Raw genomic sequence first — 13389 nt, forward strand, 5'->3', positions numbered from 1 at the left:
ACGGACTTGAAGATCCAATCCTCCTGATAAAGGAGGATTGGATCTGGCGCGATTTACACTCAGCGACAGGAGGGTGACGGCCGGCGCATTCATAAATCCCATTTCTAAGTTCATGCAGATAGTATCATCTAATACTGCCCTGGCAGGTGATCTATCTTCGGTTCATCAAGAACAGGAGTTAGACATGAGCAAGGTTTGGTTTATCACAGGTGCAGGCAGCGGTATCGGCGCTGCAAGTGCCAGAGCGGCCCTGAAGGCTGGCGACAGCGTCGTCGCGACCGGCCGCAACCTCGGCAAGGTAACGAAGGCCCTCAGCGATATCGCGAGCGAGAACCTCGCGTTCGTGCAGCTGGATGTCACCAACGAGGCCGAAGCGAAAGCCGCCGCCGCCGAGGCAGCGAAAGCCTTCGGCCGCATCGACGTTCTATTGAACAATGCAGGCTATAGTCTGCTTGGTAACTTCGAGGAGCTGACCACGGCCGAAATCGACGGACTGATTGCCACCAATCTTTACGGCGTGGTCCACGTCATGCGCGCGGTGCTTCCCGTCATGCGCAAGCAACGTTCGGGCCGGATCATCAATATCAGCTCGCTTGCCGGCGTCATTGGTTTCAAGCATTGCAGTGCCTACAGCGCTGCCAAGTTCGCGGTCGAAGGACTGTCACAGGCTGTGGCCCAGGAAGTCGAACAATTCGGGATAAAGGTCACGGCCGTCGCGCCCGGCTTTTTCCGGACGGACCTGCTCGACTCGCAGAACGCCAAATACGCGACCAGCTCGATTGAGGACTATGCCGCCGAAGGCACGGCGGAAGCCATGTGGTCTGGCTATGACGGCAAGCAGCAGGGCGATCCGGCCAAGCTTGGCGATGCTCTCGTCAAGATCGCCGCCGTGGACAATCCCCCAAGACAGTTCCTGGCGGGAAGCGACGCCTTTGAGGCATACAAGCCCGCCCTCGAGGGCCAGCTCGAAGAGCTGCGCGCGTATGAGGCCTTGTCCAGGTCGACAGATGGTGCCTTCTGAAAATCGACCGGGCGACTTCGAGCCATGAGCTGAACGGCGCGCTGCAACAATATGCTGGCGCGACCGATAGGCGGGCTTGTTTCCGGCACGACCGGCTGGGCGGCGCGCTCGGTCGTGCTGGATGTTCCGGCCGACGCGGCCAGCATCCATTACGGTTTCCTGTTGAGGGGACACGGAAAGATATATGCACGGGGCTTCCGGCTCGAGAGGATTGCCGATAGTGTCGGCACGACCGAGGTCGCGCCCGATGTCACCGAACGGAAACATTTGCCGAAGCAGCCGGTCAATCTGGATTTCAGGCCTGTCGTGGGCTGATGCCACAGGATCGGCCCGAAAATCGGAATCGATTTTCGGAAAGCCTGATGAGTAAAATCAAAAGTTAAAACGTCTTTTGTGCGTCCGAACGGACGCACGGCTCTCTAACCCCCAGGGAGCCGATGTCGCGGCGTCGGCTCCCAACCCCGGACAAAGGCCATGTTTCACCTCAATCAATGCGCCCCTGACCATCTTCCTCAATGAAGTTGATCAGCATGAGACCAGCGCATTGGCTGAGCAGCCTGTCGCGCTCATCGCCAAGATCGTCTTGGAAGCGCCGATAAAGACGCTCATAGCTCAAGCGGAACGGGGAGCTGGGCAGATATTTGGCTTCCATGCGCAGGCACGTTTCCTGCAATCCGGCGATGTGCGCATGGCTGGCATCCTCTTCATGCGTTAAGGAAATGAGAAGGACATTCACGATGTCAAATACACCGGTTACATGCGAGGTGCGCTATCGCCTCGATCCGCAAAAGCTCGCGGAATTCGAAGCCTATGCGCAGATCTGGATGGGGCTGATCGAACGCTGTGGCGGAAAGCATCACGGCTATTTCCTGCCGCGCGAAAGGCCCGATGGCACCGGCATGAGCTTTCCCGCTGCCGGGTCGGATGGAGCGGGCGATATTGCAATCGCACTCTTCACCTTTCCGGATGAGGAGAGCTATCTCAACTACCGCAGCAGCGTCGCCGCCGATCCTGAGGGTATCGCGGCCAATGCGCGCTTCGGAGACAATCCGCCCTTCAAGAGCTATGAACGCCTGTTTCTGCAGCCGCTGCCGCGCGAAGATTAGGCAAACTGAAGCTACAGTCGCCGACAGCAAACAGACAGCTTTGCCGCGCTACCCGATTGTTCGTCGCCCGCAAGGGGCAACAGCAAAAGGGTAAAATCATGAAGCTGAAACTAATCACTGCTATCGCAATCCTGTCATTCACGCCGGCTTTGGCGCTTGCAAGTCCAAGCTGCACCGGCGAGCCGAAATCCAAATGGATGCCCGAGGCGGCCATGAAGGCGAAGATCGAAGCCATGGGCTATAAGATCAAGACCCTCGAAATCACCGGCAATTGCTACGAAATCTACGGCCGCGACAAGAACGGCGAACGCGCCGAAGTCTATTTCAATCCGGTCTCCGGCGAGATCGTCCAGAAGGGCGATTGAGCGATGACGGCTATCTCGTCGAAGAAGGAGGGCGCTGAGCCCTCCGATACCGCCCGCCAGACGATCCGGGTCTGGGACCCGGTCGTCAGGCTATTTCACTGGACCATCGTTACCGCCTGCACGCTCAACCTCTTCATTCTCGAAGAGGGCAAATACTGGCACCGCTTCACGGGTTATGTCGTTGCTGCGGCAATCGTCATTCGTATTCTCTGGGGTTTCGTCGGTACAAAACACGCTCGCTTTTCCGATTTCCTGCCGACGCCGCGCAGGGTCATGGAGCAGATCCTCGATATGATCGATGGCAATGATAAACGTTACCTTGGTCACAATCCGCTGGCATCGGTTATGATGCTGCTCCTGATGGCACTGCTGGCGGCAACGGCGCTGACCGGCTGGATGACCACCCTCGACGCCTTCTGGGGCGAAAAGTGGCTGGAGAAACTGCACGGCACCATCGCAAACGGCATCATGGTGCTTGCCTTCGTCCATGCCGGTGCGGCCATCGTCGAAAGCTGGAGGCACAGGGAAAATCTCGTCTGGTCGATGGTCACGGGTCGAAAGAAGGCATGAGGATACTGCTGATCGAGGATAGTCCCAGGCTTCGCGAACTGCTTTGCGAGGCCATCCGCGATGCCGGCTGGAAGATCGATGCCTTCGCGCTCGCGCAGGAGGGGCGGCTTGCGTTGCAGGAAGCGGAATACGACCTGCTGCTTCTCGATCTCGGCCTGCCTGATGAGGACGGGATCGCCTTCCTGAGGTCGCTCCGGGCGACAAGGGTGCAGATGCCGGTTCTGGTGCTGACTGCGCGCGGGGCGATCGACGAACGCATTGCCGGGCTCGATGCCGGCGCTGACGACTATCTCGTAAAGCCGTTTCACAATGGCGAGCTGATCGCCCGCATCCGCGCGCTGACGCGGCGCGCGCCGGCAACCATTATGCCGGTCCTGGAATATGCCGCACTTCAATATGATGTCGCCTCGCGCCGGGTGATCTGTGCCGGCGCCGAGATTGCGCTTGCGCCTTCGGAAAAGGGGCTGCTCGAACTGCTGATGCGCCATGGCGGCAGGGTGGTGCCAAAGCCGAAGATCGAGCACGCCTTCTCGGAATTCGGCGACGAGCGCAGCAGCAATGCCGTCGAGCTTGCCGTTTCGAGACTGCGCAAGAAGCTGGAGGGGCACCCGACGAAGGCGCTGATCGAGACCGTCAGGGGTGTCGGCTACATGATGCGGGAGGCGCGCGCGTGAAGCAGATGTCGCCGACATTGGGCGCGATCCTGGCGCGGCGGATCGCCTTCTTTGCGGTGCTGGCCATGGTGCTGCAGCTCGCCGTGATCTTTTCCGACTATTACTGGAATGTCGGGGAGCTTTCGCGGCTCTTCGTTGAGCAGGAGACCGAGCGGCTCGCCTCCGGCATTGCGGTGGAGGATGGCACCATCCACTACCGGCTTCCCGAAAGTGTCGAGGGGCGCTACAGCGAGGCGCAGACCGGCTATGTGGCCCGCATCCGCGAGGCCGATGGCGGGCTGGTTTTCCAATCCTGCGATGCCGCCTGCGAGAGCCGCTTCCTGCCGCCTGACGTCAATCCTCCGGATTTCTGGCTGCGGTCGCTCAAGCCCGGCAAGCCATTGACGCTCGTGGGCGGGCGGGCCTTTACGGTCGGCGAGYGGCGCTTCGTTGTTGATGTCGCGACGACGGGCGATCCGCAGGACGTGCTGTCGGATGTCTTCTGGAATGAGGTGATCGAACACATGATCGTGCCGATGAGCATTCTGCTGGTGCTCGTGCTCGGCGCCACCCTGCTTTCCGTGCGCCAGGCGCTGAAGCCGGTACGGATTGCGGCCGAGGCGGCCGAACGGATCGACCCGATGGATTCCCGCTCGCATCTGCAATTTCAGGAAATGCCGCGGGAAATCGCTCATCTTGCAGTGGCCGTCAACCGGGCCTTCGAGCGTGTCGGCGAGCTGATGAAATCCCAGAAGATCCTGACATCGGGCATCGCGCATGAGGTGCGCACGCCGCTTGCGGCAATCAAGCTGGAGCTCGGCCATATCGACCATCCACGGGCGCGAAAGGCCGAAGCCGATCTCGACGACCTCGTGCGCTTCGTCGGCCAGATCACCGCGCTCGCGAGGCTCGATACATTCGATCACGGCATGTTCGAGGAGGTCGACCTCGTGGCGCTTTCATCCAGCGTGGTGGAGCAGCTGGCGCCCTGGGTCTACGAGAACGATCACTCGCTGGAATTCTCCGCGCAGGTGGATGCCGCCATCGTGCAGGGTGTGCCGGCCTTGCTGAAGGATGCCGTGCGCAACCTGATCGACAATGCCGTCCGCCACACGCCCGCGCATACCGATATCGTCGTGCGGGTCAGCCGCAATCTGATCCGCGTCGAGGATCGGCATCTCGCCGGTATCCGGCAGGCGTGCGATGTCACAGCCCATGCGGACGGCCTTGGGATCGGCCTGAAGATCGTGGAGCGCATTGCCGCGATCCACCGGGGTTCGCTTCGCCGCTCTGCCGGCAGACAGGGCCACATCTTCGATCTGGAAGTCGGCACATAGCCGCATCTGCACCACGCTTCCTTTACATCATCTGTTTTTCGAGGGTTCCATGATCAAATCCGTCGTTATTTCCGGCTGTTCGGGTGGCGGGAAATCAACATTGCTCGAAGAGCTTTCCCGGCGCGGTTATGCCACCGTCGAAGAGCCCGGACGCCGGATCGTGAGAGAGGAGCTGGCCGGGCAGGGCGCAGCCTTGCCCTGGGTCGATCCGGTGGCTTTTGCCCGGCGGGCGATCGCGATGGCACTCGAGGATCAGAAACTGGCGGAGGCGCAGGCGGGCTGGACGTTTTTCGATCGCGGCCTGATCGATGCCGCCGCCGCGCTCCAGGCCGCTACCGGAGAAGCGGTGCTGGAGACGCTGCGGGACCGGCATCGTTATCACCAGACGGTGTTCCTGACGCCACCGTGGCCGGAGATCTATGTCAATGACCCGGAGCGACGGCACGGTTTTGAAGAGGCCGTTGCCGAATATGATCGACTGACCGTGGCCTATCCTGGAATCGGCTATGAGGTCGTCACTCTCCCGAGGGTCGATGTCGCCGCACGGGCGGATTTTCTGCTGAGCCAGCTGCAGGTCGTGTAATTTCCGGGAACCAAATTCGATGCAGCTTGTTCCTTATCCAACGCGGCAACCTAATTCCCCTCCCAAAGGTTGATCGTTCCCAGCGATCGCTGCGTTGATCCTGCAAATGAAGACCCTCGGTTCCACTCCCGGACCGAGGGTTTCTTCTTGAAATTACCCGCTGTCCGATGCGGTTCTGAGATAGCCGATGACGGCGCGTTTGACGCGTAGCGCCAGCCCGTTCCTGTCCTCCTCGCCATGTTCGCCGGCGGCATCGATCATGCCCTTGATGATCGCCACCACATCGCGCGCAGCGACATCGATATCGGGCTGCGGCGGCATATCCGGCCGCAGCAGCGTATCGCGGGTGAGCTCGAAGAAGCGTTGCTTGATCTGCTCGGTCTCGGCATCGAGCGGCAGGCGCGCCTCTTCATAATCCAGCAGGCGGGCAAGGGCAGGGCGTTCAAGCTGGAGGTGGACGCATGGGTTGATGAGGGCAGAGAGCGCCTCTTGGCCCGTCGGCCGATCGGCAGCACTTTCCGCATCTCCGACCAGTGACATCGTCTGCCGCAGGATCAGCGCGCCGATCAGCGCATCCTTGCGCGGGAAATATTGGTAGAGCGAACCGACGCTTACGCCGGCCCTTTCCGCGACCGCATTGGTGGAAAAACCCTCATGACCGCGCTCCTCCAGAATGCGAGCCGCGGCCTCGATGATCGCGCTCACCGTGACAAGCGAGCGAGCCTGTTTGGGCGCTTTTCTGGGCGAGGAGCGGCTCTCGTATGGGCTTTCGGACATTGCTGGAAACGGGGCCTGAAATGCGAGTAGCGGGAAAGCGAATTATCGCTCACATTACCGGCGTCAGATCAAGCGCACAAGCGATCGGGCAACACAGCAGGATCTGAGATCTTCGAGCGCCTTACCGGGACCGGTGACCCGCATGCGACTTGCTGTGCCTGCGATCACTCGCGCTGCAGGAACAGGAGAGTCACACATGTCAAACGAGATCAAGACCGCCATCGTCACCGGCGCATCCAGGGGCATCGGTGCGGCGATTGCCAGGCAGCTCGCAACCGATGGCTTCCAGACCGTTGTCAATTATGCGACAAATGCCGCGCAGGCCGAAGAGGTGGTTGCGGCCATCGCAGCGGCCGGCGGCCGGGCGCTGGCGCTCCGCGCCGATGTCTCCGACCCACAGGCAGTCGTCGACCTCTTCGAGCGCACCGAAGCGGAATTCGGAACCGTCGACGTGCTCGTCAACAATGCCGGCGTCACCACCTTCGGCCCGCTCTCCGATGCGAGCGACGAAGACTACCAGCGGCTGATCGCCGTGAACCTGACCGGCACCTTCAATGGCATGCGGGAAGGCGCCAGGCGGGTGCGCGATGGCGGCCGTATCATCAATTTCTCCACCAGCATCATCGGCCATTATTCGCCGGGCAATGCCGTCTACGCGGCGACCAAGGCGGCTGTGGAAGCGATGACGCATATCCTCGCAAAGGAGCTCGGCTCCCGCCGTATCACCGTCAATGCCGTGGCGCCCGGGCCGGTTGCGACCGAGTTGCTGCTCGCCGGCCGCTCCCCGGAGCTGATCCAGCGCCTGACCAACGATATCCCTCTCGGCCGGCTCGGGGAGCCGGAGGATATTGCCCGGATCGTGTCGTTTCTGGCGAGCGCTGAGAGCGGCTGGGTCAACGGGCAGGTGATTCGCGCGAATGGCGGGCGGAACTGATGGGAGGGCGGGGCTTCCTGCAGCGCGCGGCGAGCAGTTGCGCGCACAGTGTCTCCGGCCAGTGATATGGGTTGCTACTGGGTGGAGTGAGAAGAGGAATTCCAATCGTGCGCGAGGGTAAAACGGATCAGAAGCAACCTGAATTGTTCTGCTTTGAATCAGACGTTGCCGCCGCATACGATGACCCAGAATTTGCGATGCCGTCTCGGAATCTCGTTTTCGGAGAGCGCCGCCAAGGCCAAAGCCCCGCTTGGCTCTGCGACTAGGTCACATTCGCGTTGCATTCGCGCCTGTGCCTCCAGAACGGCATCATCTGAGGACAGCAAGGTGCGCACTCCGATTTTCTCAATGATCTGAAATGGAAGTGCACCGATCTCGGTCGCCCGCAAAGCATCACAAATTGTTTGCCCTTTGGGCATGATCTCGACAGGATGGGACACACCGATTGCGGCTTGCAAACGCGGGTAGTTACCTGGTTCAACCACATAAATGTCGTTTGCTGACCCGCTGACCCTAAGTCCCAATGCGGTACCAGCAGCCAGTCCACCGCCGCCGCAAGCGACGACAACAGCATCATCTGGAGATCCATTGGCTCGAATGGCATGGGCCAGTTCAACACCAAGGGAGCTGCTGCCAATCAGCATGGTTGCATCCCGGAACGGATGCAGAAACGGCAAGCCACGTGCCCTTGCTTCCTGCTCCGCGGTGCCAACAAAGTCAGCCCTTGGAACGAACAAAACTTCAGAACCGGAATTGCGAGCCAACTCTTTTTTGGAGGGCGGCGCATCCTCCGGCATCACTAATATCGCTGGAATTCCAAGATTGGTGGCCGCCAGACCCACCGCAATTGGAAAGTTTCCGGAGCCACAGGCGATGACGCCTTGCGGGTGTTTACTCACCCCGAGCACGGCTCCCCTGTATTTGAAAGAGCCTGCAAGCTGTCGTGTTTCATCAACTAATCGAATTGCACTGGAATTGTCTCCCGCTATAGCCAATTCGCAGACCTTTAGGGGCGCCGCATGATTTAAGATGAATTCGATATCACTCTCAAAAGTAGTTGATAGGGTTTGGCCAATCAGCGGATAATGATCCATATTTCCTCGCAGCAGCACTTCACCTAGAACGCGCGATCTCTACGCGCATCCAGCTCGAATCGCCCCAGGTCGACAGCCAGATCATCAGATCGGTGAGAGCGCCAATGACGGGCAGAAGCAGCGCGTGGCCAAGCCCGCGCCCTGTCTGCTTTTCTTCGGCCTCGCGCAGATGCGCCAGTTCTTCGTCCTGGATCGAGGCGATGAGGGCATGAAGCTCAGGGTCTCGGGTGTGCAGGAAGGCCAGCTGATCCTCGAGATGGCGATGAACGGTGCCTTCCACCGCCTCGGTGCAGATCCAAACCATGTTGCGCCCACCAAGGGCAGTGAAGAAGCCTAGCGCGAAACCACCGAGGCTCCAGAAGGCCATCACACGGCAAGGTTTGGCGCTCCTAGCAGGCATGGCCTCACGAAACAGGCGGCAATGCTTGATCTCGTCTTCCCGCATGTCCTGAAGGGCCGGCACGATATCCGGAAACAGCCGGCGGGCTATCCAGATCTGTGCACCGTAGATGCGGATAGCACCGAACTCGCCAGCATGATTGACCTTGAGAATACGTCTGACGGTGATCGCCGGATCGCGCTTGCTGACGATATCAGGCAGGTTGTCCATGATGCATGCGCGCCCCAAGTCTCGGTGTCTGCAATAGGCAATACGACCACCGCGATCGTCAATGGCTAGACACAGCCTATGAGGCGTATTTCGACGCCGGGCTCCCGTTCAACGACCTTATATGAAGGTCTGACGGAAGCGAACGGCGTGCTCCTCGCGAAGCTTGACACGAAAAACGGCGGCGCGCATAAAAACCATATGGGGTTGCGATCACCCCACGAGGCGACATGCCGAAGAATCGCGTCCATCGAAACCGAACAACGGAGGGACGCGTCATGCCTTCATTTCTCGAAATATCTTCAGATAAGCTCGCCCGTATCGTCGGCACACCCAATGCGCCTGTCATCGTCGATGTGCGCACCGAGGAGGATTTTGCCCGGGATCCGCGGTTCGTGCCGGGCTCGATCCGGAAATCTCACACCGATGTCACTGAATGGGTTGCTGGCTTCACCGGCCCGGTCATCGTCGTCTGCCAGGCGGGCGGCAAGCTCAGCCATGGGGTGGCCGCCTATATCAGGCATGCCGGGGGTGCTGCAGAGGTGCTGGAAGGCGGCTTCGAAGCCTGGATAGGCTCCGGCGGCGTGGCTGTGCCCATCGACATGCTGCCGCCGCGCGATCGGCAGGGACGGACTGTCTGGGTCACGCGCGCGCGTCCGAAGATCGACCGCATCGCCTGTCCTTGGCTTATCCGGCGTTTCGTCGATCCCTCGGCGGTCTTTCTTTTCGTGCCGACATCAGACGTCGCCCTGATTGCCGACCGCTTCGGCGCCATGCCGTTCGATATCGAGGAGGTCTTCTGGAGCCACCGCGGCGAGCTCTGCACCTTCGATGTAATGATCGAGGAATTCGGCCTTGCTTCGGGGCCGATGTCGAGGCTCGCAACGATCGTCCGCGGCGCCGATACCGCCCGGCCGGACCTTGCCCCTGAAGTGGCCGGCCTGCTGGCCGCATCGCTCGGCCTGTCGCGCATGTTTGTTGACGATCTCAAGCAGCTGGATGCCGGCATGCTGCTCTATGATGCCTTCTACCGCTGGTGCCGCGATGCCACGGACGAAACGCACAACTGGCCTTCCGCGAAAAAGGGAGGCTAACGTGACCAGTGCCGTCACCCATGCGACGCCCGATACAGGCGCGTCGCCAAACCCTCATGGCGTTACCTTCGGCGAGGCCTTTCGCGTCTGGCTGCGCGTTGCAGCCCTCAGCTTCGGCGGACCGGCCGGGCAGATCGCCGTCATGCATCGCATCGTCGTCGATGAGAAGAAGTGGATCGGCGAACAGCGCTTCCTGCATGCGCTGAACTATTGCATGCTGCTTCCGGGACCGGAGGCGCAGCAGCTTGCCATTTATATCGGCTGGCTGATGCACCGGACTGCCGGCGGTCTGGTTGCGGGCATCCTGTTCGTGCTTCCGGGCTTCCTGTCCATTCTGGCCCTGAGCTACCTCTACGTGACCCTCGGCAGCGTCGATGCCGTCGAGGGGCTGTTCTTCGGCCTGAAGGCGGCCGTGCTTGCCGTCGTCATTCAGGCGGTCGTCAGGGTTGGCGGCCGCGCGCTGAAGAACAGGGCGATGATCGGGATAGCGGCAGCCGCCTTCCTGGCGATCTTCGTCCTCCATGTGCCTTTTCCGGTTATCATCCTTTCAGCCGCCATCATCGGCTTCCTGGGATCGAAGTCGGGCTCCCGCCTGTTCCAGAGCGGCGGCGGGCACAGGTCGGCGGGCGGCGCGGTTCTGTCCGACGCCGACGCGCTGCTCGGAGAGGAGATACCTGATCACGCGCGACCGAACCTCCGCTGGTCGCTGAGGATCTCGTCGGTGCTGCTGGTGCTCTGGCTGCTGCCGCTGCTGCTGCTCTATCTCTTCCTCGGACCCGACGATATCTTTACGCAGATCGGCGTGTTCTTCAGCAAGATGGCGATGGTGACTTTCGGTGGCGCATATGCCGTGCTTGCCTATGTCGCGCAGGAAGCCGTCCAGCATTTCGGGTGGCTGAAGCCCACCGAGATGCTCGATGGTCTGGGCATGGCGGAAACGACGCCCGGGCCGCTGATAATGGTTCTCCAGTTCGTCGGCTTCATGGGAGCCTATCGTGATCCCGGCAGTCTGAATCCGATGACCGCCGCCACGATCGCCGCCGTCCTGACGACATGGGTGACCTTCGTTCCCTGCTTTCTCTGGATCTTCCTCGGCGCTCCCTTCATCGAGAAGCTGCGCGGCAATGCTGCGCTGGCAGGCGCGATGTCGGCCATCACGGCGGCCGTCGTCGGCGTCATCCTCAATCTCGCGATCTGGTTCGGCCTGCACTTCCTGTTCCGGAGCGCCGAGGTTCACAGCCTTGGACCCTTCTCGATCGAGTTGCCCGTCTGGGCGTCGCTATCGCTGCCATCGCTATTGCTGAGCCTTGCGGCAGCTATCGCGATTTTCAGGTTCAAGCTGGCGGTCATTCCGGTCCTGCTAGGCTGCGCAGTGGCCGGGATGGTCTGGCCGGCCTGAGGTTCACCGGCAGCCGCATCATCGGAAGAACCGATGGCACCATCGGTTTCTTCCGTTTTTCTTCCGGCCCGGCGCACGGCATCTGCTCTCCCAGCCAAGAAGGAGATGCAGATGACGGACATCAAAATAGAAGGCGCAGAGATTATCGTCGTGGGCGGCAGTTCCGGCATGGGGCTGGCGCTGGCGCAGCGGCTGCTGGCCGAAGGGGCGCGGGTGACGATTGCCGGGCGCAGTGCCGAGAGGCTTGAGGCGGCGCGGCGGGAGCTCGGCGATCCTGCTGATCTTAAGACCACGGTCCTCGACCTCACGCGGGAGGAGGAGGTTGCCGTCTTCTTCCGCGATTGCGGGCCGGTCGATCATATCGTCAGCACGGCGGCGGATATCGAGGGGGCTTACCAGCTTCTGCCGGATCTGCAGCTTTCGGCGGCTCAGCGGGTTGTCGAGAGCAAGTTCTACGGGCCGCTGCTGCTCGCCAAATACGGCGCGCCGTGCCTGCCGCCGTCTGGCTCGATCACCTATACGTCAGGCGTGGCGGCCTACCGGCCGGCGGCGCGGGGTTCGGTCGTCGCTGCCGTCAATGCGGCGCTGGAAGGGCTGGTGCGGGCGCTTGCCGTGGAGCTTGCGCCTCTGCGCATCAACGCGGTATCGCCAGGATGGGTGGATACGCCGATCTGGAGTTTCGTTGCCGGTGACGCCAAGCAGGCGACGTTGGACGCGATGGCGAAGCGCTTGCCGGCGGGCCGTGTCGGCCGTCCAGAGGATATCGCCGATGCGATCCGCTTCCTGATCGGCAACGGCTTTACGACAGGCACTATCCTGCACGTCGAAGGCGGGCATCGGCTGGCCTGACCGGCCGGAAATCCTCGTTCACCGACGCGAGTAATATGGAAAGCGCCGGCGGCTGCACCCGCCGGCGCCGCCACAGCATGATGAGCGAGGCGGTGGGCGTATCGCCCGGCCAGGGCAGTTCCGCGACACCGCAGCGCTCGACAGCCGGATTGGCGGCCAGACGCGGGACAAGACCGTAACCAGCGCCAGAGGCAACGAGGCGGATGATCGTCTGGATGCTGTCGGCCTGGGTGACGATATCGGGCGCGGCAATGCCTGCTTCGGTAAAGGCCGTATCGAACAGGCGGCGATAGACACAACCGGTTTCCGTAGCGATGAAGGGTAGCTGGCTCAGGTCCGCAAGGTTCCCGGGCGGCATCGCCCCGGCATTGCGGCTTGCAATCAGCATCAGCGGTTCGCGCGAGAGGAGGCGGGTCACGAACCGCTCGTCCTGCTCTCCGCGATCGAAGGTGAAGGCGATGTCGATCGAGCCGTCTTCCAGCCGTCGTTGTAATTCACCGCTGCCAGCGATCTTCAGCGTCAGGCCGATATCGGCATGGACCGCGCGAAAGTGCGTCAGGAAGGGCGCGAGCTTCTCCGCCGCGATGGTTTCTAGCGTGCCAATCACAAGTGTCTGGCCGCCAAGACCGGCGGCGGCACGGATCGCCGCTTTCGCCTCGTCGTTCAGCGCCAAGATCTCCTCGGCATAGGCTTTCAGTGTGTCACCGGCCGGTGTCAGCGTCACGCCATGCCGGGAGCGCTCGAAAAGCTGCACGCCCAACTCCTCTTCGAGCACCTGTATCTGGTCGCTGAGGCTCGACTGGGCGAGATTCGCCTCGCCGGCGGCGCGGGTGAAATTGCCGTGCCTCGCGACCGCAAGGAAGGTTTTCAATTGTCGTAGGTTCATATCGGGCTCCGTGCTCCCCAGCAAGGATGGGCACTCCCTGCCTATATCAGGCGGCGGTGCGAAGAGGGAGTCTCTCCGCTTGGCCGCCACCTTCGCGCCGGGTCCAGTAATGTT

At 61.4% G+C, this 13389-nt stretch carries 17 protein-coding genes; 12 read left to right on the forward strand and 5 right to left on the reverse strand.

Going from position 1 to position 13389, the window contains the following annotated elements; translation table 11 throughout:
• Positions 1-184: 184 nt before the first annotated feature.
• Complete coding sequence (locus AC1DTN_RS19335) at positions 185-1021, forward strand: SDR family NAD(P)-dependent oxidoreductase (protein WP_477922132.1); 837 nt, start codon at positions 185-187, stop codon at positions 1019-1021.
• Between the two features lie 51 nt (positions 1022-1072).
• Entirely contained in the window at positions 1073-1336 is a 264-nt protein-coding gene (locus tag AC1DTN_RS19340; RefSeq protein WP_477922134.1) for a hypothetical protein, read from the forward strand.
• Between the two features lie 169 nt (positions 1337-1505).
• Here AC1DTN_RS19340 and AC1DTN_RS19345 read toward each other — a convergent pair whose 3' ends face one another.
• Positions 1506-1757, reverse strand: coding sequence for a hypothetical protein (locus tag AC1DTN_RS19345; protein WP_477922136.1), 252 nt, complete (start codon positions 1755-1757; stop codon positions 1506-1508).
• Between the two features lies 1 nt (position 1758).
• Here AC1DTN_RS19345 and AC1DTN_RS19350 point away from each other — a divergent pair, with 1 nt between their 5' ends.
• From AC1DTN_RS19350 to AC1DTN_RS19375, 6 genes are all read left to right on the forward strand, one after another.
• A complete protein-coding gene (locus AC1DTN_RS19350) occupies positions 1759-2127 on the forward strand; it encodes an NIPSNAP family protein (RefSeq protein WP_477922138.1) in 369 nt (122 codons plus the stop codon).
• Positions 2128-2225: 98 nt separating this feature from the next.
• Complete coding sequence (locus AC1DTN_RS19355; RefSeq protein ID WP_477922140.1) at positions 2226-2492, forward strand: PepSY domain-containing protein; 267 nt, start codon at positions 2226-2228, stop codon at positions 2490-2492.
• Between the two features lie 3 nt (positions 2493-2495).
• A complete protein-coding gene (locus AC1DTN_RS19360) occupies positions 2496-3062 on the forward strand; it encodes a cytochrome b/b6 domain-containing protein (RefSeq protein WP_477922142.1) in 567 nt (188 codons plus the stop codon).
• Positions 3059-3736, forward strand: coding sequence for a response regulator transcription factor (locus AC1DTN_RS19365; protein WP_477922144.1), 678 nt, complete (start codon positions 3059-3061; stop codon positions 3734-3736). Before AC1DTN_RS19360 ends, AC1DTN_RS19365 begins: the two co-directional genes overlap by 4 nt.
• Entirely contained in the window at positions 3733-5052 is a 1320-nt protein-coding gene (locus tag AC1DTN_RS19370; protein WP_477922145.1) for an ATP-binding protein, read from the forward strand. The genes AC1DTN_RS19365 and AC1DTN_RS19370 overlap by 4 nt, the downstream gene beginning before the upstream one ends.
• Before the next feature lie 49 nt (positions 5053-5101).
• On the forward strand, positions 5102-5635 hold the full coding sequence (locus tag AC1DTN_RS19375) for an AAA family ATPase (protein WP_477922147.1): 534 nt from the start codon (positions 5102-5104) through the stop codon (positions 5633-5635).
• Positions 5636-5788: 153 nt separating this feature from the next.
• Here AC1DTN_RS19375 and AC1DTN_RS19380 read toward each other — a convergent pair whose 3' ends face one another.
• The gene (locus tag AC1DTN_RS19380) at positions 5789-6412 is read right to left on the reverse strand and encodes a TetR/AcrR family transcriptional regulator (RefSeq protein ID WP_477922149.1); all 624 of its coding nucleotides are present in this window, start codon (positions 6410-6412) and stop codon (positions 5789-5791) included.
• 196 nt (positions 6413-6608) lie between these two features.
• Here AC1DTN_RS19380 and AC1DTN_RS19385 point away from each other — a divergent pair, with 196 nt between their 5' ends.
• The gene (locus AC1DTN_RS19385) at positions 6609-7346 is read left to right on the forward strand and encodes an SDR family oxidoreductase (protein WP_477922151.1); all 738 of its coding nucleotides are present in this window, start codon (positions 6609-6611) and stop codon (positions 7344-7346) included.
• Between the two features lie 158 nt (positions 7347-7504).
• On the opposite strand, the gene AC1DTN_RS19390 is transcribed toward AC1DTN_RS19385, so the two are convergent.
• Together AC1DTN_RS19390 and AC1DTN_RS19395 are read right to left on the reverse strand one after the other, a co-directional pair.
• Entirely contained in the window at positions 7505-8440 is a 936-nt protein-coding gene (locus AC1DTN_RS19390; RefSeq protein ID WP_477922153.1) for a pyridoxal-phosphate dependent enzyme, read from the reverse strand.
• A 19-nt stretch (positions 8441-8459) separates the two neighbouring features.
• A complete protein-coding gene (locus tag AC1DTN_RS19395; RefSeq protein WP_477922154.1) occupies positions 8460-9050 on the reverse strand; it encodes a demethoxyubiquinone hydroxylase family protein in 591 nt (196 codons plus the stop codon).
• Positions 9051-9325: 275 nt separating this feature from the next.
• Between AC1DTN_RS19395 and AC1DTN_RS19400 the strand changes: the two genes are divergently transcribed.
• The 3 genes from AC1DTN_RS19400 to AC1DTN_RS19410 all read left to right on the forward strand — a co-directional run bounded on the left by AC1DTN_RS19400 (position 9326) and on the right by AC1DTN_RS19410 (position 12389).
• Positions 9326-10141 carry a chromate resistance protein ChrB domain-containing protein gene (locus tag AC1DTN_RS19400; RefSeq protein ID WP_477922156.1) on the forward strand — a complete coding sequence of 272 codons (816 nt, stop codon included), beginning with the start codon at positions 9326-9328 and terminating at the stop codon, positions 10139-10141.
• 1 nt (position 10142) lies between these two features.
• Positions 10143-11540 (forward strand): chromate efflux transporter, encoded by a 1398-nt coding sequence (gene chrA, locus AC1DTN_RS19405; RefSeq protein ID WP_477922158.1) that lies wholly within the window; start codon positions 10143-10145, stop codon positions 11538-11540.
• Positions 11541-11651: 111 nt separating this feature from the next.
• The gene (locus tag AC1DTN_RS19410; protein WP_477922160.1) at positions 11652-12389 is read left to right on the forward strand and encodes an SDR family oxidoreductase; all 738 of its coding nucleotides are present in this window, start codon (positions 11652-11654) and stop codon (positions 12387-12389) included.
• On the opposite strand, the gene AC1DTN_RS19415 is transcribed toward AC1DTN_RS19410, so the two are convergent.
• Entirely contained in the window at positions 12352-13275 is a 924-nt protein-coding gene (locus AC1DTN_RS19415; protein WP_477922162.1) for a LysR family transcriptional regulator, read from the reverse strand. The genes AC1DTN_RS19410 and AC1DTN_RS19415 overlap by 38 nt on opposite strands.
• Between the last annotated feature and the right edge of the window lie 114 nt (positions 13276-13389).

It is taken from the genome of Rhizobium sp. 01T444, from assembly GCF_056398305.1.